Genomic DNA, 22,220 nt, shown 5'->3' with positions numbered 1-22,220 from the left:
CCCTTTTTTCCGCCAAATAATATCTAGACTTTGCCTTTTAAAATGCGCTTCTACTATAGGACTTTGCCTTCTTTTCAAGAAAATAAGCAATGGTTTCAATGATCAGCGTAATCGCCCAATAAATAATCCCAGCAGCTATAAAAGCTTCTAGAAACTTTAAATTCTTTGAAGCAACTATATTAGCGGCGCCAGTAATTTCCTTTTGCGAAACAAGAAAAGCAATGGATGTCGTATGCAAAAAGCCAATGATAAGATTCGTTATATTCGGAACAGATTGAGCGAGTGCCTGTGGTAAGATAATCCTTTTTACAACTTGGAATGTATTCATACCAATTGTATAAGCCGCTTCGATTTGACCTTTTGAAACGCTTGAGATCCCCGATCGAATAATTTCAGATAAGTAAGATCCGGCAGTCAAAGATAATGCTGTTATCACAAATACTACAATTGGCACATGATTTGATTGGAAAGGTAAATTGAATTTCTTGATGACAGAATCTAAAAGAATAGGAAATCCAAAATAGATCACCATAATGTGCATAATTGCAGGCGTACCTCTAAAAAAGGAAACATAGAAATTAGCTATTGGGCTTAAAAATTTTATGTTATGAGCTCTTATCAAAGCTACAGCTAAACCAATCAAAAACCCAACCACAATAGGTACAAATGTAAGTATTAGAGTTAAAGGAACCGCCTTTAAAATTTCTTTGAAAGCAATCCATACAAAAGAAAAATCAATAACCATACTGTTTCCCCCTCAAAAAGAAGAAATGCCCTGAGAATGATAACGATTCAAATATCTCTCAGAAACACTGAACATTTTTTCGAATAGCAGCACTATTACGTAATACACGATTGATAATGAAATATATACCTCTAAAGCATGTGCTGTAGATGCAATTAACGTTTCACCTCTACCCATCATATCCATCACACCAATAGTGAAAGCTAACGAAGTATCTTTCAAAGAACCAATAATCGAATTGGCCATATTCGGAAAGGCAATTCGAATCGCTTGTGGAAATACAATTCTAAAAAAACTTTGGATAGGTTTCATGCCAACGGAATAGGCCGCTTCGGTCTGCCCAACGTCAATTGCTTGAATAGCGCTTCGAAAAATCTCTGCAAAAATAGCACCGTGACTTAATGAATACGTAATGATAACAAAATAAAGAGCATCCATCCTAGTGATATCAATATCCCATATACTCAAAAATGCTGGCAAACCGTAATAGACTAGAAAAAGTTGAATAAGGATGGGGGTTCCTCTTATGAATGAAATGTATACTGTAACGATCTGCCTTGCTATTGGAACATGAAAGAGTTTTGGTAAAGCTACGATTATTCCAATGATCGTTCCGAATAGGATTGAGAAACATAAAATTTCTAAGGTCACACCTAAGTATTTTACGAGCATAGGAATAAACTCAATGATTAGCGCGGGATCAAATGCTTTCCCCATCCACTCACCTCCTTTAGGGCTTTCTCAACAATATTAAAAATCTACCGAGTAATCTGCCCCAAGCCATTTTTTACTCAATTCACTAACGACTCCTTCTTTTTTTAACTCTTTTAATGCCTCATCGATTCGATCGGAAAGCGTTGTTTCATCTTTATTTAATAAGAAATATACTTTAGAATTTAATAATGTATCGCCAACGACCTTTTGTTGTGCATCTACTTGCTCATTGTTGAAATCCACTGCAAATGGCGTTGAAATAAGCGCATCAATTCTTCCCTTTTTCAACTGTTCATTACTATCAGCTGAACTAGAACCATACACGATTTTGGCTCCTAAATGATGTTTTTTATTGTAATCTTCTATAAACACAGCGGAGTTACTAGTTGCTGTGACACTTACTTTCTTACCTTTTAAATCATTAATCGATTTTATTTCATTGTTTCCCTTAAAAACCGTTACTTTTAGTGGGAAAACATTATACGGTTCTTTGTTGAATAGAAACTTTTCTTGCCTTTCCTTATTGACTTCCATTTGATGTGCGATTAGATCAATTTTTTTGGTTTGTAGGCTTAATAACAAGTTTGAAAATTCCATCGTTTTGAACTTGAATTTATATTCTGGAAGCTTTTTATCGATTGCTCGTACAATTTCAACATCATACCCTGTCAGCTTGCCGTTTTTATCGATAAAGCAAACATTTGGAAATTGTGTACCTGTCCCAACAATAATGGTTTTGACCTTAGAAGAACTTCCATTTTCCTTTTCATCTGATTGCGCTTTAGAAGAACATGCACCTAATAAAGCGATTGAGGAGATCATGACTCCAATCCAAAGTTTTTTTATATGTTTCATCCATTCATCTCCTTATTTATATTATTCTAATTTGTTTACTATGATTTATAGTGAAAACGTAATATATTTATGCACAAAATGGTCATGACCATGCCATTTTAGATTGAATAATCCAATTCAGGTGTCATTCGTTTTAAAAACTGCTTCGTTCGTTCTTCTTTTTGTTCTGTAAAGATTTGTTGTGGAATACCTTCTTCAACCACTACACCGCCATCCATAAAGATGATTCTATTAGATATTTCTCTCGCAAAATTCATCTCATGAGTAACGATAATCATTGTTTTTCCTTCTCGAGCGATTTTAGCAATGACCGCTAATACTTCTCCTACTAATTCAGGATCGAGAGCTGAAGTTGGTTCATCAAATAAGATAACTTCTGGATTCAAGGCAAGTGCTCTAGCAATTCCCACGCGTTGCTGTTGCCCGCCTGATAACTGACTAGGGTAAGCATCGATTTTATTTTTCAGTCCTACTTTTTGCAAAACTTCAAGTGCCTTCTTTTTAGCTTCACTGACACTCTTTTTTTGCACCACAACAAGCCCTTCCATTACATTTTGTAATGCCGTTTTATGTTGAAATAAATTATAACCTTGGAAGACCATTGCAGATTTTTTTCGTAATTGATAGACTTCCTTTTTATTTACTTTTCGTGCGTTGATCGAAACATCGTCAATTATGATTTCCCCTTCATCTGGACTTTCTAGATAATTCAGACATCTCAAAAGCGTTGTTTTCCCTGAGCCACTCGGCCCTAAAATCGAGATGATCTCACCCTTTTCAACGTGTATATTGATTCCCTTTAATACTTCGTTATGTCCAAAACTCTTCTTCAGCCCTACAATATCAATCATTGTACCCCTCCCTCTCTTGAATATTTTTTGCTTAAGTAACCCTGAACCGAAAACCTAGTATTGTTCACTTATATGTCAGATAAAGTGAAGCCTCCATTAGTGGGGGGTTTTCTTCATCCCCCACTGATGGTTAGCTAAACCAATCGGGCTTTTACGGGCAGTTGATCTCCCACCTATCTTTCTCGTTTCTCTCTAAACCTTGAGGTGGGGGGCTTACTGCCCGTTAACGCGGGATAAAATAAAACTTCACACAGTGGAAAAGTTTTCCCGATCCCCACTGTGTGTTTGTTGAACTGACCGTACTTTTCTAGTAACTAATTCCCCCACCTATTCTCCTGTTTTTTATTGGGTTCTTGATAGGGAATCTTAGTGCCTATTAATAGGGGTACAACTAATGAACTGCCAAATCTGCTTCTTGCAAAGCCTTTTGTAAATGTTCAATTCCTACTTCTGTGACAGCTTGATACGTATCATTATGCCCGATCTCTACAACAGGTACATGTCGTACACCATATTTAATATCTAAAATATCTCGGAATTCATCATGATCTGTTACATCAACTACCTTAAAATCTTGCTTTTCTGCCGTTAAATATTCCTTTACCTCATTGCAATAACTGCAACCTTTTTTTGCCCAAACGACGATTGATAAATTTTCTGCCATGTTCCTATTCCTCCTAATGTGTAAAAAATCTTTTTTATTATTTAAAGTGGAGCCCCATCCAATGTTGGTTTTCCTCGTCCCTCACTGGGTGTACGCTGAACTAATCGTCTTTTATGGCAATTAGTCTCCCACTGTTTTTTCTTTAAGTCTTGAAATATTTGTTACAATCCGGTAATGTGAGAAAAATTTAAAGTGTAACAGATTCTTTTTCCTTAAAAAGTGAAAGCGGGCTTAATAATTCAAATGAACGGAGTCTTGCTTTGTCATCTTTGACAGGCGTATGAATGATAAATTCATCCACATTAAGCTGTTGATGTAAGCGATCCAGTTCTTCTTTCACCTCAGCAGGCGTGCCCGCAATGAAGTTTGCCTCATGCACTTTCACTTCGTATTCCTCTCCAGATTCTTTGCCGAACTTTTCTGCTGCTTCTTCATTTTGAAGTGTTAAGACTCGACCACTAGCCAAATGGATCTTAACAAGTTGTTGAATGCCGGCAAGCTGTTTTGCTTCCTCGGTTGTAGGCGCAGCAATAACTGAAACGGCTAAGATAAAATGGCCATCTTTATGATTTTCTCGATAGTCTTTAGCCGCTTCTATTAGACTACGATCATCACTATTAAAGAAACGAGCAAACGAAAATGTTAAGCCTAACTTGCTTGCCAGACGAGAACTATTTGGACTTGCACCCAATAAAATAAGCTCTTGCTGTTTAGGCGGTTTGGGTATGGCTTGAATACCTGCTAACGGATGATCAGCTGGTATATTGCCGTTTAATACTTGCTGCAAAAATGTTAGACGTTCCTCAAAGTCTTTACCTGTATTGACTGTACCATATTGTAATGCTCTCGTTGATAATGGTAATCCGCCAGGTCCTTTACCAACACCCAAATCCACACGTCCCGGTTCTAATGTGGCCAATACTTGAAAAGCCTCAGCCACTTTATATGGACTATAATGCTGCAGCATCACGCCACCCGATCCAATGCGAATCGTATTTGTCTTAGCCAAAAGATAAGGAATTAATACTTCAGGGGCCGATCCAAGTACATCTTGTGAGTTATGATGTTCAGACACCCAAAATCTTTCATACCCCCACTTTTCAGCTTTTTGCGCTAATTGGACGGTTCTCTGTAGAATGTCGTGATTTGATAAGCCTTCAATTACCGGACTTTGATCTAAAATGCCGATTTTATACCCCATTAAGATTCCCTCCTTATTTACTATATCTATTTGTTAACTAGGTTTTATCGATAAAAAATTTTACACAGTTTCTTTCACGTAGCGACTCTCTTTAAAGGGCAATCCTAAATTTCCTCTTAATGTATCTGCTTCATAATCTTCTCGATAAATACCTCGTTGTTGCAAAATAGGTACCACCTTATCCACAAAATCATCTAGTCCACCAGGAAGCGTAGAGCCAACAATAAAACCATCTGCACCAAGTTTTTCAAACCATTCTTGTACCAAATCTGCAATTTTTTCAGGTGTTCCGATAAAATCAGTATGTGGTGTTGCTTCTCTTAAAGCTACTTGGCGTAATGTCAAATGTTGCTCTTTTGCCTCTTTCTTAATGCGATCTGTATGACTTTTGAAACTATTTGAACCGATTTCGCCTAATTCTGGGAAAGGTTCGTCTAATGGATACTGCGAAAAATCATGATGATCAAAATAACGACCTAAATAAGCGATGGCTCTATCAATTGAAACCAAATTTGCTAATTCCTCGTATTTTTGCTCTGCTGCTTCTTCTGTATCACCGATAATTGGTGCTATGCCTGGTAAAATCACGATTTCATCTGGATTCCGTCCAAACTCAACAGCTCTTTGTTTAACATCCTGATAAAAACTTTGTGCTTCTTCTAACGTTGGGTGACCTGTAAACACAGCATCGGCCTCTTTCGCTGCTAAACGTTTTCCTGCATCTGAAGATCCCGCTTGGAAAACAACTGGTTGTCCTTGTTTGCTGCGTGCAATATTTAAGGGACCAGCAACGGAAAAGAATTCACCCTGATGATCTAAATGATGCAATTTTTTAGGATCAAAAAAGATATCATTTTCTTTATCTGCTACAAAAGCATCATCATCCCAAGAATCCCATAGACCTTTTGCGACTTCTAAATATTCTTCAGCTATTCGATAACGCTTCGCATGATTAGGATGTTCTTCAACTGTCTTGTTATAATTTAGAGCTGTTTTTTCAAGTGGTGTTGTCACAACATTCCATCCTGCACGACCATGACTAATCTGATCTAAAGAAGCAAACTGACGAGCAATGGTAAAAGGTTCACTATAAGAAGTAGATACTGTCCCTACGAGACCAATATGAGAAGTTACCGTTGCCAAAGCTGACAAAATCGTGATTGGTTCAAAACGATTTAAAAAGTGCGGTATCGATTGTTCATTTATATATAACCCATCTGCAATAAAGACCAAATCAAATTTGCCTTCTTCTGCTTTTAAAGCCTGCTGTTTATAAAAGTCTATGTTGACACTTGCATTTGTTAATGCCTTTGGATGTCTCCATCCAGAAATATTGCCCCCTACCCCATGAATGATTGCGCCAAATTTAATCTTTCTTTGTCCAGCCATATAAATCCCTCCATTTTTTATTTTCCTATAATTCTAAGTATATTTATAAGAATTATAAGAAATTATTGTTGAAAATAATCCTAACATTTATAAGAGACATATGACAATACCTTTTATGATAGAAAAATTTTTAGATCAATAAAAAAATTCTATCAATCCAATTGATTAAATTGTTGAACAGACTCTTTAATACTATCTTTCAGTAGACTGACAGCATCCTGTTCTATATAGGATAAATAGATGTGCTGTTTAATTTGAAGTAAATGAGTTGTATCAATTTCAAATAACTCACCCTTTTCTAATTCTTCTTTCACACATAAATAAGGTAAAAAACCAATACTTTGCTTATGTTTGATTAAAGATTTAGCGACCTCCAGATAATCTACTTTGAAATCAATATTTGGTTCTATCCCTTCCACTTCAAACAATTTATAAATTAAGTCCCAATCGAATGCACCACACTCAAAAAAAACGAGTGATTCTTTTGCTAATTCTTTTACTGTCACTTTTTGATGCTTTAAAAATGGATGATCCGGATAAACAATTAGTCGTACTGAATTATCTAATAATGCTTCTTGATGAATTCCCTCATTCCCCATCAATCTCATAAAAGCAAAATCTACTTGATGATTTAATAATTTAGTAATCAAATCATCATTTGTAGTTGCCGTAAGTTTAAAGCGCAGTTGAGGATGAGCCCTTTTCCATAAAGTAATGGCATGCGGGATAAAATATTGTGAAGTAATAACATTGGAACCAATGACAATTTCATTTTGAGCAGTTTGCTGCTTTAGTTGAAGCTTTCCTTCTCTTAATGTCTTCAATATCTGTTGAGCATATGGAATAAATTCCTTGCCTTGTGACGTTAAGATTAAATTTTTCCCTTGTCGGATAAATAAATTCGTACTCAATTCTCGTTCTAACGTTTTAATACGCGCAGTCACTGTCGGTTGAGATAAAAATAGCGCTTTAGATGCTTTATGGACACTTTTTAAATGAACTACATACATAAATGCTTCTAGGTGATCGATATTCATAGTCTATCTCCTTTCTTTTTTTAGATTTTATTTAACATTACGATGTTCACTTCCTTTTTGCAATGTTCATAGCATGAAATTTCATCCAGTTGAGACTTCTTTTTCTCACCACTATAGGTATGCCATGGAACCAATCGGGCGCATGCGGCAGTCATTCTCCCTCCTACCTTCTTTCCTTTCGCTGAAGCTTGAGGGAGGAGTACTACTTACTACCCGTTCATGCGGGATAAGTTTTAAAGAATCCCACCACCCTTTTTTTGAACAATCCCTTAAAAATAAGCAAAACAAAAGCGTGAAAAATGTGTTGTACTACATTTTTCACGCTTTGTTTTCTTTTACCTAGTTCTGCTTTTTACTTTATCAATGATGCCTCATGTATATTTCCACTCTATATTTTTAGAAACAATCTTTACAATTGATTTACTCCACATTCTAAGTAAGAACAAAGCTACTAGAAATGGAAACTGCTCCAAAATGAAGTCGCGTAGAGTCAAGAGCTAATCTTTTATTTATCGAGATATTTGATTTAAATATAAATGAATCAATTTCATAATACAAAATTTAGATAAAAAATGTGAGCATTTCAATTCAATATAAACATTAATATTCAGAAATTTTTGTTCCGCTCCAGACGGCGCTTTCCACGTGCTTGACTTCAATCTCCTCGGATCGATACGATGTTGACCTCGAAGTCATTGTCATAGGACGTGGCGAACTTAAGCTTTGTCCTTCAAAAGGTTACTGCGGTGCTTTTTAACTCAAGCTTTTCCCGTAGGACTTTGAATAATCCTCCTTGAACTAACACCGCACGAAGGAAATGCGCATGCGTTTTCGAAAAGTTGCCGTCCTCCGCTCCACAACTATCAAAATTAGTTATTGTTAAATGTTTGTATTTTTTAAAAAGAAAATGATTTATAAAATTGATTCAAATATAAATATTAGAAATTTATTTTAATTTTTTTTCTAGAGTATCTTGAATTTTTCTTAATTCTTTATAAATTTCAGAATCCTCTTTTTGACTATTTCTTTTTAATAAAGAAATGACAAATAAGACCAATATTATTACTAAAAATGTCGCACCTAATGTAAAAAATATAATAACATCCATCATGGTCTATATCATCCTTTATATTACATATTTTAGTTAAGTAGTAAACTATACTTATCATTATATATAATAGTGCTTTGTAATAATAAATACAAATAATGAGGAGATATAGACATGAAAAAAATCGCAATTATTTTATGTGCTTTCTTGATTTCATCTGTTTCTCTGTTTACCTTTAATGCATCCGCTAAAAATGCGGTCAACACTTTAGAGAATTCCCCTATTTTCCTGTCCAATATTCTGAAATTAATAATATTGATTTTGGTGACCAACCGAAAGTTGTAAAAGACATCTTTAAAGAATACTATAATGCAGATCTTAATTTATATACATTTAAGAATGGTCAAAGATATTGAAATATCCTTTCACTTTGTACAGAGAAGTTGAGTTAATGAATGAGGGGATATTATTAGGTTTGTTTCGTATATTATTATCTCCATTTATTCTATTAATAAAATACTTTAAAACTTAACATTGTAAATTATCAAAATCCTAAAGCTCACCCTCTATCAAGTTTTATTCTTCTGCCTTTTGCCTAAAAAAAGATAAATAATACCTATAATGAATAATAAAATAGAATTGGTTGTTAATAGTCTATTAAAAGTTCCCTCATGAATAAAATCAATTAATAATGCAATTCCTAATATTACCGAAAAAATTAGAGCCGCAATAGCTAATGATACTAGTTTATTCATTAAATCCCCCCATAATAATTGATATTGAAATGTTATGCTTATCAAATTATTCTCTTACTTAGTTTTATAATTTATCCGGCGTTAACGAGCAGTAAGACCCCCACTGATGGAGTTTCACTTTATCAGAAGTATTGATTAAGAAAAATAGGTATTTCCAGCTCCATTTATTATAGGAAAGCTGTTGTTTTAAATTCAAAATCGTTATTATCTACATTATAACTAACTGCTTGCATGTTATGTTCAATTAAGGCTTTTCAACCTAAAAGCCTGTGTGATATTTTTCAGTATAGATTTCCTCGTAACATATATGTAAAAGTGTATTAATTCATATTCAAAAAGAGGCTGTCCATTTTAGGACAGCCTCTTCTATAAAAATGCTGAACAATATAATTAAAGTTTACCTACTTGCTTTAAGATTTCGATCAGCTTATCATCACGCCATGCCATTAATTCTTGTGTAGAAATGTTTTTCATTTCATCTTGAAGTCCTTCATTAATGATTGTTTCAGCATTATCAGGTATTTTTTTCCAATCATTCATATCTTCTAACCAAGAATTCATAGATGGACCAAGATGACGGATCGTTCCAATAATACCATCGGGATTGGCAAGTTCATAAATTAAATGTGGTCCCATTAATGCGTATCGTAACCCTGGACCATAACAAACGGCTCTGTCTACATCCTTTACTGAGCATACGCCATTTAAAACTAAATCAGTAGCTTCTCTCCATACTGCCATCGAAATACGATTTGCCACATGACCTGGAACTTCTTTATGAAGAATAATGGGTTCTTTATCAATGGATTTAAAGAAATCATAGGCTACTGATACAAATTCATCGCTTGTTTTCTTCCCTTTAACAATCTCAACTAAAGGGATAAGATGTGGTGGGTTAAAGGGATGGGCTATTATACATCTTTCTGGGTACTGAGAAAATTTTTGGATTTTACTGATTAATAGACCCGAAGAACTGCTTGCATAGATAGCTTTAGGAGCGTATTTATCCACTTCACTAACAATTTTTTGCTTGACTTCATAGCTTTCATAAGCTGATTCTTGAACAAATTGAGCATTAGTAAACGCTTTCTCCATATCAACAGTGTAAACTGCTCGTTCTTTAGCATCATTACTCACTTCAGTTGTTATAATATCTTTTTCAACTAAGAAATCCAGGTTAGAATCTATTAAAGTTTTCGCTCTCGCTAATGCCTCTTCATTAATATCTTGAATGGTTACATTTAGCCCTTTCCAAAGATAGTAGGTTGCCCAACTTGCTCCTATCGTTCCTCCGCCAACACAAACAACGTTTTGAATATCTTGTGCTTTCATCTAATATAACCTCCTAATTACCCGGATCAAAAAAATTAATATGAAAACTATTGAGCAGTATAACCGCCATCTAGAATGACTGCTTGTCCTGTGATACCTCTTGCTTTGTCACTTGCCAAGAACACAGCGTAGTCAGCAATCTCAGATACATCTAATAATCTTTTTTGAGGGACAAGCGGGAAAAATACTTCCTCAACAACTTTATCCACACTAATATTTCTTGTCTTTGCTATATCTTTGAGTTGATTTTGTACAAGTGGTGTATCAACATAGCCTGGACACAAGGCATTCACTGTAATTCCATGTTCAGCTCCCTCTAAAGCTGCAACCTTTGTTAATCCAATCACTCCATGTTTGGCGCTATTATAGGCAGCTTTCCCAGCAAAACCAACTACTCCATTTATAGAAGCCATATTAATAACCCTTCCAAAGCCTTGTTTTTTCATCATTGGAAACACATATTTAATCCCTATAAATGGTGCCGTTAACATGACCTTTACTAATAATTCGAATTTATCAGTCGGAAATTCCTCGATTGGCGCTACATGCTGAAGTCCTGCATTATTGACTAAAATATCAAGTTTACCAAAGGTTTCATATGCAAGTTCCAGACTATTTTTATAGACTTCTTCATCTGTAACATCACAAGGAGCCGATAAAGCTTCAAATCCCTGTTCCTTTAATTCTAATGCTATTTGATCACTTTTTTCTTTATTCATATCTGAAATAGCAACCTTTGCTCCCTCTTTTGCAAAAGTTTTAGCAATTTCTAACCCGATCCCACTTGCCGATCCGGTAATAAATGCTACTTTTCCTTCTAATGTTCCACTCATTATTTCTCCTCCTTTATAAAGGATGTCTCTGAATATATTTTTTATACAATACCAAACCAAGTGTAAAGAGCTATAGCGACGAACACAGCCAATGATTTAATAACTGTAATCATGAAAATATCACCATATGATTGTTTATGAGTTAATCCTGTTACCGCAAGCAAAGTAATAACTGCCCCGTTATGTGGAAGTGTATCCATTCCCCCTGATGCCATTGCCACAATACGGTGCATGACTTCCGGTGGAATATGAGCCGCAGTAATTGCTTTATTGTATGTTTCGGCCATTGCACTTAATGCAATCCCCATACCTCCTGATGCAGAACCCGTAACACCAGCAAGAGCACTAGTCGTAACAGCTCCGTTAACTAAAGGGTTGGAAAAAGTACCTGATAATGCATGATTGATTTGAGCAAATCCAGGAAGTGCAGCGATAATTCCACCAAAACCATATTCAGATCCAGTATTCATAACCGCTAGTAATGAACCACCAATACTAGTATTAAGCCCTTCTTTCACCGTTGTCGTTACTCGATTCCACCCAAAAGCAAGAGCCGTAACGATTCCGACAACTAATGCAATTTCAACTGCCCAAATTGCAGCATTTGCCTTTACATCCACTGTATAGTTATCTAATCCAATAGCAGCAAAATCAAAGCCATCCGGATACCATCTTGGTATAGCCGTAGTCAGATATCTATTCATCACTGCTACGAGAACAAGCGGTATAAACGCAAAGATTTGTCGAAATACAGATGGATTTGAGTTTATCGTAATAGAATTTTCTTCATTTATAGGCACTTCAGCTGTTGCAGCAGTTTCATCTACAATTCCAGAATAACCTTCCCCTGCTTTTTTAGCCTGTCTCCTTCTAAACTCTAGATAAGCTAGGCCACCACCTAAGACAACAATGGCCCCAAGTATTCCTAGAACAGGTGCAGCATAAATATCTGTCCCAAAGAAAGTAGTAGGGATAACGTTTTGAATTTGTGGTGTTCCAGGTAAAGCATCCATTGTAAATGTAAATGCTCCAAGTGCAATGGTTGCTGGCATAAGTCTTTTTGGTATATCTGCCTCTTTAAATAATTGGACAGCAAACGGATAGATGGCAAAAACTGCTACAAATAAGCTAACCCCACTATAAGTTAAAATGGCACCTAAAAGGACAATGGTTAACATCGCTTGCTTTTTTCCTATCAAACGAATAATCGTTTTTGCAATAGATTCAGCAATTCCAGACATTTCAATGATTTTCCCGAATATCGCCCCTAATAAGAAAACAGGGAAATAATTTTTAATGAACCCCACCATTTTTTCCATATATATGCCAGAAAAGAATGGCAAAATATTTGCTGGATCTATACATAAAACTGCTAGTAACGCAAAAATAGGTGCCATTAATATAACTGAATATCCCCAGTAGGCAAAAAATATTAAAAGTCCTAGCGCAAGTAGAATAATCAATAAATCCATAAGGATCCCCCTTTAAAATTGAACATCATATGAACCCCATCCAAGTAGACTTTTAACCCTTATCTTTTCATACTGCGCCTCTATTTATCCCGCTTTAACGAGCAGTAAGACCCCATCTCAAGATTTAGGGAGAAACGAAAAAGATAGATGGGGGATCAACTGCCGCATGCGTCCGATTGGTTTGGGCCAACAAGATGTTGGTTCCTCAGGTGTTGCCACAGGACGTGGCGCTTTTAACCTGAGTTCCTCTAGTTCAGTGGGGGATGAAGAAAACCCCCACTGATGGAGTTTCACTTTATTTTTCAATTTCAATAATAGTCGCAACTCCTTGGCCGCCTCCAATGCATAAGGTAGCCAATCCGTAGTGAGCATGACGACGTTGCATTTCATATAGCAAAGTGACCAGTATACGTGCACCACTAGCACCTATAGGATGGCCTAATGCAACCGCACCACCGTTGACATTCAGTATTTCTCTTGGAATGTTTAATTCTTTCCCTACTGCCAGTGATTGTGAAGCAAATGCTTCGTTTGCTTCAACAAGATCTATTGCATCCATCGTTAGCCCTGCTTTTTTTAGTGCCTTTTTTGTTGCAGGTACTGGCCCAATCCCCATAATTTTTGGATCTACACCTGCTGAACTATTGCCACGAATGATCGCGAGTGGTTTAACGCCCAGTTCTTTTGCCTTTTCCCGACTCATTAATACCAATGCAGCTGCTCCATCATTAATACCAGATGCATTACCTGCAGTTACAGTACCGTCTTTCTTAAAAGCTGGTTTTAATTTAGCGAGCTTTTCAGAAGTGACTCCTTCACGTGGAAATTCATCTGTATCAAAAACAATTGGATTACCCTTACGTTGAGGAATTTCTATTGGCACAATCTCATTTTTGAATTTTCCTGTCTTAATAGCTACCTCTGTTTTTTGTTGGCTCCAAGCTGCAAACTCGTCTTGTTCTTCTCTACTAATATTGTATTTTTCTGCTATATTTTCAGCAGTGATTCCCATATGATAAGAATTAATAGAACATTGTAAACCGTCTAAAATCATACTGTCGTATATTTTCCCGTCGCCCATACGATACCCCGAACGTCCTTCTGTCAACAAGTAAGGTGCCATACTCATATTTTCCATTCCACCTGCCACTATAACTTCAGCATCACCTGTCTGGATAGCTTGTGTAGCAAGATGGACAGCCTTCAATCCAGAACCACATAATTTATTAATGGCCATAGCAGTTACTTCAATTGGTAATCCCGCTTTAAGTGCGGCTTGTCGCGCAGGTCCTTGACCGAGACCAGCCTGAAGAACATTCCCCATGATGACTTCATCCACTTGTTCCCCTTGAATACCTGCACGAATTAAAGATTCTCTAATAACAATTGCCCCTAGCTCTGTAGCAGGTGTATTATGTAAAGCACCCATAAAACTACCAATTGGTGTTCTAACAGCACTTGCAATAACAACATCACGCATATAGTTATCCCCTTTATTTCTTCATGTTTAAAACGCTATTTTTCTCCGTCATATGCCGTTCTCTTCTAAAAAATATACTAATCTTTTAGACTTGTTTTATTGAACACCCTTTGTTCTGTCTATATAAAGATCATCGTGTAGAAACTAACTCAGGCGATACTGTAAATGAAGCTTCTGTTTTCGTTTTCACTTCTTCCATCGATACCCCTTCTTGTATTTCGATTAGAAGCATTCCATTCGGAGTAAAATCAAAAACTGCTAAATCAGTGATTAATCGTTGTACAACTTGTTTTCCAGTAAGAGGTAATGTACATTCTTTTTTAATCTTTGATTCACCATGTTTATTAACATGCTCCATTAGAACAATCACTTTTTTGGCACCATTCACAAGATCCATGGCTCCGCCCATCCCTTTTACCATTTTTCCTGGAATCATCCAGTTTGCTAAATCCCCTTGTTCAGATACTTCCATACCACCAAGAATCGCTAAATCTATATGCCCTCCTCGAATCATGGCAAATGATTCTGCACTATCAAAAAAGGATGCACCCGGTACCGCTGTAACGGTTTCCTTACCAGCGTTGATGAGATCTGGATCTTCCATTCCTTCTAACGGATAAGCCCCAATACCTAATAGTCCATTTTCCGACTGAAGTAAAACGTTAAAATCAGTAGGAATTTCATTTGCGACAAGCGTAGGTATACCAATACCAAGATTGACATTCATACCATCTTCAACTTCTTTAACGGCTCTCTTCACAATTTTAAGATGTGTATCTTTCATTTCCGACACTCCATTCTATTAAATTAAGCTTTCACAACTGTGAGTTTCTCAATTCGTTTTTGATAATCCGTTCCAAGTAAAAGTCGTTGTACATAAATGCCTGGTAAATGAATTTCATCAGGATCTAATTCTCCTGGTTCAACGATTTCCTCCACTTCTGCAATCGTTATTTTTCCCGCCATAGCTGCAAGTGGATTAAAATTACGAGCTGTCTTTCGAAATACTAAGTTTCCAAGTGTATCTGCTTTCCAAGCCTTTACTAGTGCAAAATCTCCTACAATTCCACGTTCAAGAAGATATGCTTTACCATCAAAATCCTTGGTTTCCTTCCCTTCAGCAATTGGCGTCCCCATTCCTGTTGCTGTATAAAAGCCTGGGATTCCAGCTCCACCAGCACGAATTCTTTCTGCAAGAGTACCTTGTGGGACTAGCTCAACTTCTAATTCACCGCTTAAAAATTGCTGTTCAAATGTTTTATTTTCTCCTACATAAGAAGAAATCATTTTTTTAATTTGACGATTAGCAAGTAATAACCCCAATCCCCAATCATCTACTCCGCAATTATTACTCACAACAGTTAAATCTTTTGTGCCCTTTTCTTTAAGTGCTTGTATAGAAAATTCAGGAATCCCTGAAAGTCCAAAACCGCCAACAATTAAAGTAGATCCGTCTTCAATATCAGAAACCGCTTCCACAAATGAATTCATCACTTTACTTTTCTTCATATAATTACCCCTTTGCATGGATACTAGCTTCTTATTACTACATAAATTAGTTTACAATTTAGCCTTTTATAAGTAAAATTCATAAATAGAATAAATAGTATGAATACAGTGAATAAATGGAGGGGACATATCATGGATCTACGACAGATACAGTTATTTATGGAGGTAGCAGACCAGCAAAGTTTTACAAAAGCAGCCGAGCATACATTCCTATCCCAACCTTCCCTCAGTAAAATTGTCAAAAGGCTAGAAGAGGAATTGCAGGTAGAACTATTTGATCGCTCTACACGACACCTTTCGTTAACAGATGCCGGCAAAATTGTCTATCAACAAGGTCAAAAATCTTTAGAATCTCTTTCAGAACTAAAGATCCTATTAGACGAACTAAGAAATGTTAAAACAGGGAAAATCAAAATAGGCATACCACCATTAGTAGGTACCCTTGTTTTCCCCGATATGGCCCTTAAATTTCATGCAAAATATCCAAAAGTATGGCTTCAACTTGTTGAATTAGGTGCTAAAAGAATTGTTCAGCTTGTAGAAAATAGCGAGGTTGATTTGGCGATTTGTGTACTACCAGTGGGTGAAGAAAAGTTGAACGTTTATCCCTTTATTTCAGATGAATTTGTAGTATTTATTTACGATGAGCATCCACTTGCAAACAGAGAAAAATTGTCCATTAATGAATTAAAAGATGAAAAATTCATCCTGTTTTCGGATGATTTCACCATACATGATTCAGTCATAAATGCTTGTAAAGCTAATGGATTTGAACCAAATGTTTCATACAAGACTTCTCAATGGGATTTAATCACTGAACTAGTCTCAGCTAAGATGGGCATTGCCCTTTTGCCAAAATCAATCTTTTATAAACAAAATCATCCAAAGGTTAAAATGATTCCAATCAAAGATTCTGTTTTTCATTGGAGACTTGGCATTATCACTAAAAAGGACACCTATCACTCCTTTGCAACGAGAGAACTCCTAAAAATGCTTATAGAAAATCCATCCGAATGAGTAGGATGTAAGATTCTTTGAGATTAAGCATCCAATAGGCATGCAAAAAGAATAAACATGGTGTTCTATAGTTGGTTGCCATCCTATTCTCTATTTATTCTTTATTTTTGGAAAGAAGTTTTTAGAGTAGTGATTTATTCCAAATCATTACCTTAAAGCTAAGATAAACCTATAAAACCTTTTAATTTTAAAGAGAATTATAGGTTTATCCTGTGAATCAGTTACTTAATAATGATAATAATATTGCGCTCTTTCATGGAAATCACCTCCATTACGGAATAAATGTTCATTAATCAATTATTTTATGATGATAATAATATTACGTTCTTTCATGGAAATCACCTCCATTACGGAATAAATGTTCATTAATTAATTATTTTATGATGATAATAATATTACGTTCTTTCATGGAAATCACCTCCATAAAAAATAGAACCATTTTGTGTAAGTTGACTTTTATGGAAGCTGAAAATATACATATCAATGTACTTATTTCTTTTCAGTAATTTATGTTTAATGATCTCTATTTTTTTGAAATCTAATTTGTTCATCAGACCAATGGCTTTAACATTAAAATCGAATACCTCACCAATGATTTGGGTAATAGGATAGTTATCAAAAAGGTACTTTTTCATCATACTAATAATTAAAGTAGCTAACTTAGAGCTTTGATAAGCCTGATCTAACACTAAACCGATTTTTAATATTTTCTTTTCAATTTCAAAATCATAAATATTCCTATTGAGGTGCAATCTTTTTCAATGATAAACAATGAATTGTTGGTTTCTAAAAAATATGAAATTGTTTTTTGCATGCTTTCAAGATGAATTTCTATATGTTCTTCCTCTTCTAAAGCTAAATATTGAATGTCAGCATCTTGGTAAAGAGTTTGTAGAAAAGATGCATCGTTTAGAGTAGCTTCTCTTAAATAAACATGATTATTTAATCTTAATTCTTCTGTTACAATCTCTATTACACTCCATTTGAAATATTTTCAATGCTAGAAAGGCTGCGAATGGACTTTTGAGTAATCCAAAAACTCCCTATTACCATAAAAAACATGCCACTAACAAGTATTGCTAAAGAAGGACCAAATTGTTGACCTAAATAACCGCCAAATAAAGCTCCTATTGGAGAAAACATAATTGATAATCCAATCATTGAACTCATTGCACTTCCCATTTTTTCTTGTGGAACCATCAATTGAATGACTGTTTGAGATAAAATATTTAAAGAACCTACAGGAATCCATCCTAGTAAGAAAAGTATGACCATAGACAGTTGCCCTATAAGGGAAGTATCTGTTATGAAGGTAGTCGCACCCCAGAATATTCCGATGAAAAAGACAGAAATAATATAAATTTTATTTAATTTGAATTTGTTTAACTTGAACTTATTTAAAAGCAAACCACCTATTAAAATTCCCACTCCAGAAGAAGCCATCAGAAAACTGTAGTGTGTATTATTTTGAGAAAATGCTGGTAAATTTGCATAAATGCTAGTTGTCGCAAAGTTGATGACCATTACTCCAATTAAAAGTGGTAGTAAAATCTTATCATTCCATACTGATAATCCCTCATTAAAATCCTTTTTATATTGCTTTAGAACATTTTTTTGAGTGGATATATCCGTCTGACTTGGTGAAGAAATTTGGGTAGATAAGTAAATAAATAATATTGCGTTCACCATAAAAGTCGAACTATTCAGAAAATAAACCGCATAAATACCCATCCCACTAATAATCACACCTGCTAATGCATTAAATAAAGCATCACTTCCTTGGTAAGCAAAAGTGAATAATGTATTTCCCTTTAAAAGATCTTCATTGCTTTTTAAAATTCTTGGAAGTAATGTGATTTGACTTGGATAAATTAATTGGTTCAGTAATGTGACGATTGGCATAATAATTAAGATTTTCAGAACGGTCAATTCATGTAACATATGCTGAATAGGAATGTAAAGGAGTAAGATAGATTGAACCATCTGTAGCATAATCAACAATTTTTTTATGTTGATCTTATTAAATATTGGACTAAGAAATACTTGAATAACTCCAACCGAAGAAGTTAAAAATAAAGCTAATCCCGAATATAATGTGGATTCTGTTAGTTGATAAACCAATAACATTGTAGCGATCGCGTATAAACTGTCTCCAAAATTTGCGATTAAACGTCCGATAAAAAGAATATTAAAATCTCTGTTTTTAATTATTTCAATCACCGCCTATTATTATTGAACGTGCATGTTTTTCATATATTACAGAAAAGTATGAATATTAAATTTAAATAAAAACAGGAGATAGAATTTTTGTATAATTCCATTTTTCACTTTAGATCGATTAATTCCTGTGTCCTTTGCTATATCTTGTGCAGATTTTGAATCACTTTTAAAATTAATAGAATATTAACCCTTTTGTATGTTCACTTATGCTCTTTAATGAATCTATATCTTTGATATACTTGTACTTTACTTCTTCCATAGTTCATAGTTAATCTTCTGTGTTATTAATGAACTTCTCCTGTTAATCTTTTTAAACCCTAGACCTTGCTTGATGTTATCATACTTAGTAACATTTTCGCTTGTCAACTTTTTTTGAACGCTTAATATTACTTAGCACTATATTACTTTATTATTACTCAACTGTAAATTTTTTTCTGAACGTTTAGTATTTGCTTAACATGAGATTAACTTCTCTGATATCTTTTATCAACTTTTTCGGAGTATATGTACCCAATATTAAAAAGAAAGTTGAACAATGATCCATCTTTTTTAAAAAGCTCTTATGAGTAGGAATGCTATGATAAAGCGCAGAACATAAAAACAACAACATTATTAATAAACCAAAAACAATATAACTAAACAATTCAATTTTGAACCGTTCTCATTCGCCTTTTCGATAAGGAATATTAATCCTGGAATTGCTAACAAAAATGATACGCCATGAGTTAATACTTTTCTGCTGATTGATTACCAGACGTAAATCTTTTTCAATATATTTGATCACGCGTGTTAATTTTACAAAAATCAGGGTCTCCACTTAGTGTAATTTTTGAAAAGCTCTGTATTTTTAGGATCATTTATCCCGCATTAACGGGCCATAAGATCCCTTCTCAAGATATAGAGAGAAACGGAGAAAGATAGAGGGGATCAACTGCCGCATGCGTCCAATTGGTTCGGGCCAACAAGATGTTGTCCTCAGCATTCGCCCGCAGGAAAGCGAGCAAGCCGTAGTGGAAATCAACGAATCACCCTATTTTTATGCATTAAATTGGATAATCAACACGCCTGATATTTGGTAACACTTTTCATCATCCTTTCACTGGCTCGCTTACTTTTCACATAAATGATGAAATCATCCACGTATCTTATGAAACGATGTACTCATTTTTCTATTCTCTGTCTAGCTTATTTAAGTAGATACTTGCTAGAACGTGAGATAAAGGCCCTCCTTGGAGTGCCTCCTTCTGATGTTTCAATATAGATATCTTTATCCAATATGCCTGAGCCAAGAACTTCCAGATTAGTTTTAGAACCATTTTGTCTGTTATGAATTCTTCTAAATAGGCTCTTAATCTTTGATGATGGATCATCGAAGTAGCTTTCCAAATCACAGTCCACTACTATTCGGTAACCCTCTTCATAATAGTGTTCTGCTTGCTTGTTTGATTGCTTGATGTGCACTTCTTCCTTTTCGGAAACCAAAACTTTTCTCCGAAAAATGCGGGTCAATGATTGGTTCGATAACTTAGAGTATTGCTTGTTGCACTACTCTGACATATGGTATTCCCAAATATCTTTTAGTTCCATCAGGTTTAGGAATAACCACTCTTTTACTGGTTGAGGTTGATAAGATCCATCTTTTAATTTTTCTTGGAGTGGTTTGTAGTATTTCTTCATATGTGACTTTAAGTGTGTCACTGTCATCCTATTCACTCCGGGTGACACCATTGTTTTGTTTCACTTTCTTGTATGCACTCCAAAGATTATTGTTTGTGATGACTTTATCCATCAAGTGGCTACCATCTTGTTCTTTCATATCTATGTCAATATCCCTATGAGCTCCTATTTACTCTTCCGTTTCCAACTTATCCATCCCATAGGTAGCCATCTTTCGGCCTTTACTACGATGTCGGCTGCATTTAATCGGAATATCTACCCTTCCTTGCTTTCCAAGATTAAAGATTATTCGGCCCTTCATTCTAAGAACTACTATGATCTCTGCTGATTTTTCATGATTATTAGGTTATCTCTAACTTAATGGCTAATGGAATAGCCCTCATGAGACCTCCTCCCCAGGTAAGAATGGTTACCTTCTTCTCACGTAACTGCTATATTTACTGTATGGAGTTCGGGCAGTATTGAACTTGGTTTTGTTTAGTAAACTCGTCCATTCCCATTCAGCCTTGTATATAATTTCTGTTCGTCAGTTCGAGAATTTTCGTCCGGCTTCCTTCAGGTTCCATATCACCATGAGCACCTTGCCATTCACTAACAGTTCCTACTACTGCCAAGTCTATAATGGACTTTCACCACCAAGTAATCATCCATGCCGGGTGCACGCAAAAAAATCCTTTAGAACTAAAAGTTCTAAAGGATTTAATATGACCCCTACGGGATTCGAACCCATGTTACCTCCGTGAAAGGGAGGTGTCTTAACCGCTTGACCAAGGGGCCATGGCTCCGAAGGCAGGACTCGAACCTGCGACCCTCTGATTAACAGTCAGATGCTACTACCAACTGAGCTACTTCGGAATCATATTATGGTGGGCCTAAATGGACTTGAACCATCGACCTCACGCTTATCAGGCGTGCGCTCTAACCAGCTGAGCTATAGGCCCATATACTTTGGTGGAGGGGGGCAGATTCGAACTGCCGAACCCGAAGGAGCGGATTTACAGTCCGCCGCGTTTAGCCTCTTCGCTACCCCTCCAACTGACGATGCCGGCGAAAGGAGTCGAACCCTCGACCTACTGATTACAAGTCAGTTGCTCTACCAACTGAGCTACACCGGCATAATTATGGTGGGTCGGGACAGAATCGAACTGCCGACACTTAGAGCTTCAATCTAATGCTCTACCAACTGAGCTACCGACCCACTATAAATTTATACATTATAAAAAATGGCGGTTCGGACGGGACTCGAACCCGCGACCTCCTGCGTGACAGGCAGGCATTCTAACCAGCTGAACTACCGAACCAATTATTTATGTAGAAACATCTAAACAAAATGGAGGAGGAAGAGGGATTCGAACCCCCGCGCGGTTTGACCCGCCTGTCGGTTTTCAAGACCGATCCCTTCAGCCAGACTTGGGTATTCC

The 22,220-nt window shown here is 35.8% G+C and carries 23 protein-coding genes and 7 tRNA genes; 2 read left to right on the top strand and 28 right to left on the bottom strand.

All coding sequences use genetic code 11. The features are described 5' to 3' along the window. Positions 1 to 37 precede the first annotated feature (37 nt). The 16 genes from FEZ13_RS11610 to FEZ13_RS11540 all read right to left on the bottom strand — a co-directional run bounded on the left by FEZ13_RS11610 (position 38) and on the right by FEZ13_RS11540 (position 15,885). On the bottom strand, positions 38 to 745 hold the full coding sequence (locus tag FEZ13_RS11610; protein WP_146552841.1) for an amino acid ABC transporter permease: 708 nt from the start codon (positions 743 to 745) through the stop codon (positions 38 to 40). A gap of 12 nt (positions 746 to 757) precedes the next feature. Continuing rightward, positions 758 to 1,462, bottom strand: coding sequence for an amino acid ABC transporter permease (locus tag FEZ13_RS11605; RefSeq protein WP_146552840.1), 705 nt, complete (start codon positions 1,460 to 1,462; stop codon positions 758 to 760). 33 nt (positions 1,463 to 1,495) lie between these two features. Beyond that, complete coding sequence (locus tag FEZ13_RS11600; protein ID WP_146552839.1) at positions 1,496 to 2,314, bottom strand: transporter substrate-binding domain-containing protein; 819 nt, start codon at positions 2,312 to 2,314, stop codon at positions 1,496 to 1,498. 98 nt (positions 2,315 to 2,412) lie between these two features. Continuing rightward, on the bottom strand, positions 2,413 to 3,165 hold the full coding sequence (locus FEZ13_RS11595) for an amino acid ABC transporter ATP-binding protein (protein WP_146552838.1): 753 nt from the start codon (positions 3,163 to 3,165) through the stop codon (positions 2,413 to 2,415). Positions 3,166 to 3,556: 391 nt separating this feature from the next. After that, the gene (locus FEZ13_RS11590; RefSeq protein ID WP_146552837.1) at positions 3,557 to 3,829 is read right to left on the bottom strand and encodes a glutaredoxin family protein; all 273 of its coding nucleotides are present in this window, start codon (positions 3,827 to 3,829) and stop codon (positions 3,557 to 3,559) included. A gap of 187 nt (positions 3,830 to 4,016) precedes the next feature. Continuing rightward, positions 4,017 to 5,030 (bottom strand): LLM class flavin-dependent oxidoreductase, encoded by a 1,014-nt coding sequence (locus FEZ13_RS11585; RefSeq protein WP_146552836.1) that lies wholly within the window; start codon positions 5,028 to 5,030, stop codon positions 4,017 to 4,019. Between the two features lie 60 nt (positions 5,031 to 5,090). Further along, positions 5,091 to 6,419 carry an LLM class flavin-dependent oxidoreductase gene (locus FEZ13_RS11580; protein ID WP_146552835.1) on the bottom strand — a complete coding sequence of 443 codons (1,329 nt, stop codon included), beginning with the start codon at positions 6,417 to 6,419 and terminating at the stop codon, positions 5,091 to 5,093. Positions 6,420 to 6,571: 152 nt separating this feature from the next. After that, a complete protein-coding gene (locus FEZ13_RS11575) occupies positions 6,572 to 7,456 on the bottom strand; it encodes a LysR family transcriptional regulator (protein ID WP_146552834.1) in 885 nt (294 codons plus the stop codon). A gap of 946 nt (positions 7,457 to 8,402) precedes the next feature. Continuing rightward, positions 8,403 to 8,567, bottom strand: a complete 165-nt coding sequence (locus FEZ13_RS19570) for a hypothetical protein (protein ID WP_186725889.1) — start codon at positions 8,565 to 8,567, stop codon at positions 8,403 to 8,405. A 506-nt stretch (positions 8,568 to 9,073) separates the two neighbouring features. Next, positions 9,074 to 9,259, bottom strand: a complete 186-nt coding sequence (locus FEZ13_RS11570) for a hypothetical protein (RefSeq protein ID WP_146552833.1) — start codon at positions 9,257 to 9,259, stop codon at positions 9,074 to 9,076. 390 nt (positions 9,260 to 9,649) lie between these two features. Continuing rightward, on the bottom strand, positions 9,650 to 10,591 hold the full coding sequence (locus FEZ13_RS11565) for a 3-hydroxyacyl-CoA dehydrogenase family protein (RefSeq protein ID WP_146552832.1): 942 nt from the start codon (positions 10,589 to 10,591) through the stop codon (positions 9,650 to 9,652). Positions 10,592 to 10,638: 47 nt separating this feature from the next. After that, the gene (locus FEZ13_RS11560; RefSeq protein ID WP_146552831.1) at positions 10,639 to 11,424 is read right to left on the bottom strand and encodes a 3-hydroxybutyrate dehydrogenase; all 786 of its coding nucleotides are present in this window, start codon (positions 11,422 to 11,424) and stop codon (positions 10,639 to 10,641) included. 41 nt (positions 11,425 to 11,465) lie between these two features. Next, on the bottom strand, positions 11,466 to 12,896 hold the full coding sequence (locus FEZ13_RS11555) for a GntP family permease (protein WP_146552830.1): 1,431 nt from the start codon (positions 12,894 to 12,896) through the stop codon (positions 11,466 to 11,468). A gap of 295 nt (positions 12,897 to 13,191) precedes the next feature. After that, entirely contained in the window at positions 13,192 to 14,376 is a 1,185-nt protein-coding gene (locus tag FEZ13_RS11550; protein WP_146552829.1) for an acetyl-CoA C-acetyltransferase, read from the bottom strand. Between the two features lie 130 nt (positions 14,377 to 14,506). Then, a complete protein-coding gene (locus tag FEZ13_RS11545; protein WP_146552828.1) occupies positions 14,507 to 15,160 on the bottom strand; it encodes a 3-oxoacid CoA-transferase subunit B in 654 nt (217 codons plus the stop codon). 23 nt (positions 15,161 to 15,183) lie between these two features. After that, complete coding sequence (locus tag FEZ13_RS11540) at positions 15,184 to 15,885, bottom strand: CoA transferase subunit A (protein WP_146552827.1); 702 nt, start codon at positions 15,883 to 15,885, stop codon at positions 15,184 to 15,186. Between the two features lie 132 nt (positions 15,886 to 16,017). Between FEZ13_RS11540 and FEZ13_RS11535 the strand changes: the two genes are divergently transcribed. Further along, positions 16,018 to 16,902: a LysR family transcriptional regulator gene (locus FEZ13_RS11535; protein ID WP_146552826.1), complete on the top strand. Its 885-nt coding sequence runs from the start codon at positions 16,018 to 16,020 to the stop codon at positions 16,900 to 16,902. A 395-nt stretch (positions 16,903 to 17,297) separates the two neighbouring features. On the opposite strand, the gene FEZ13_RS20500 is transcribed toward FEZ13_RS11535, so the two are convergent. The 3 genes from FEZ13_RS20500 to FEZ13_RS20495 all read right to left on the bottom strand — a co-directional run bounded on the left by FEZ13_RS20500 (position 17,298) and on the right by FEZ13_RS20495 (position 19,765). After that, entirely contained in the window at positions 17,298 to 17,654 is a 357-nt protein-coding gene (locus FEZ13_RS20500; RefSeq protein ID WP_222434424.1) for a GNAT family N-acetyltransferase, read from the bottom strand. A gap of 220 nt (positions 17,655 to 17,874) precedes the next feature. Further along, positions 17,875 to 19,122, bottom strand: coding sequence for an MFS transporter (locus tag FEZ13_RS11530; protein ID WP_146552825.1), 1,248 nt, complete (start codon positions 19,120 to 19,122; stop codon positions 17,875 to 17,877). Between the two features lie 442 nt (positions 19,123 to 19,564). Beyond that, positions 19,565 to 19,765: a hemolysin III family protein gene (locus FEZ13_RS20495; RefSeq protein ID WP_146552824.1), complete on the bottom strand. Its 201-nt coding sequence runs from the start codon at positions 19,763 to 19,765 to the stop codon at positions 19,565 to 19,567. 295 nt (positions 19,766 to 20,060) lie between these two features. On the opposite strand from FEZ13_RS20495, the gene FEZ13_RS19565 reads away from it, so the two are divergent. Further along, positions 20,061 to 20,201 carry a hypothetical protein gene (locus FEZ13_RS19565; protein WP_186725888.1) on the top strand — a complete coding sequence of 47 codons (141 nt, stop codon included), beginning with the start codon at positions 20,061 to 20,063 and terminating at the stop codon, positions 20,199 to 20,201. A gap of 106 nt (positions 20,202 to 20,307) precedes the next feature. Here the strand turns inward: FEZ13_RS19565 and FEZ13_RS11520 are convergent, their stop codons facing one another. The 9 genes from FEZ13_RS11520 to FEZ13_RS11485 form a co-directional block, all read right to left on the bottom strand. Next, a complete protein-coding gene (locus FEZ13_RS11520) occupies positions 20,308 to 20,604 on the bottom strand; it encodes a hypothetical protein (RefSeq protein WP_146552823.1) in 297 nt (98 codons plus the stop codon). Positions 20,605 to 20,667: 63 nt separating this feature from the next. Beyond that, entirely contained in the window at positions 20,668 to 20,826 is a 159-nt protein-coding gene (locus tag FEZ13_RS19560) for a hypothetical protein (protein WP_186725887.1), read from the bottom strand. 678 nt (positions 20,827 to 21,504) lie between these two features. Next, positions 21,505 to 21,576, bottom strand: a tRNA-Glu gene (locus FEZ13_RS11515). A 1-nt stretch (position 21,577) separates the two neighbouring features. Beyond that, positions 21,578 to 21,654, bottom strand: a tRNA-Asn gene (locus tag FEZ13_RS11510). A gap of 9 nt (positions 21,655 to 21,663) precedes the next feature. Beyond that, a tRNA-Ile gene (locus FEZ13_RS11505) sits at positions 21,664 to 21,740 on the bottom strand. A gap of 8 nt (positions 21,741 to 21,748) precedes the next feature. Beyond that, positions 21,749 to 21,832: transfer RNA gene (locus tag FEZ13_RS11500), tRNA-Tyr, on the bottom strand. Positions 21,833 to 21,841: 9 nt separating this feature from the next. Continuing rightward, positions 21,842 to 21,914: transfer RNA gene (locus FEZ13_RS11495), tRNA-Thr, on the bottom strand. Positions 21,915 to 21,921: 7 nt separating this feature from the next. Further along, positions 21,922 to 21,997: transfer RNA gene (locus FEZ13_RS11490), tRNA-Phe, on the bottom strand. Positions 21,998 to 22,023: 26 nt separating this feature from the next. Further along, a tRNA-Asp gene (locus tag FEZ13_RS11485) sits at positions 22,024 to 22,100 on the bottom strand. Between the last annotated feature and the right edge of the window lie 120 nt (positions 22,101 to 22,220).

This window comes from Rummeliibacillus sp. SL167, assembly GCF_007896505.1.
In the GTDB taxonomy this organism is placed as follows: Bacteria; Bacillota; Bacilli; order Bacillales_A; family Planococcaceae; genus Rummeliibacillus; species Rummeliibacillus suwonensis.
Note: the sequence above shows the minus strand (reverse complement) of the source record. Positions and strands in the feature narration are given on the sequence as shown.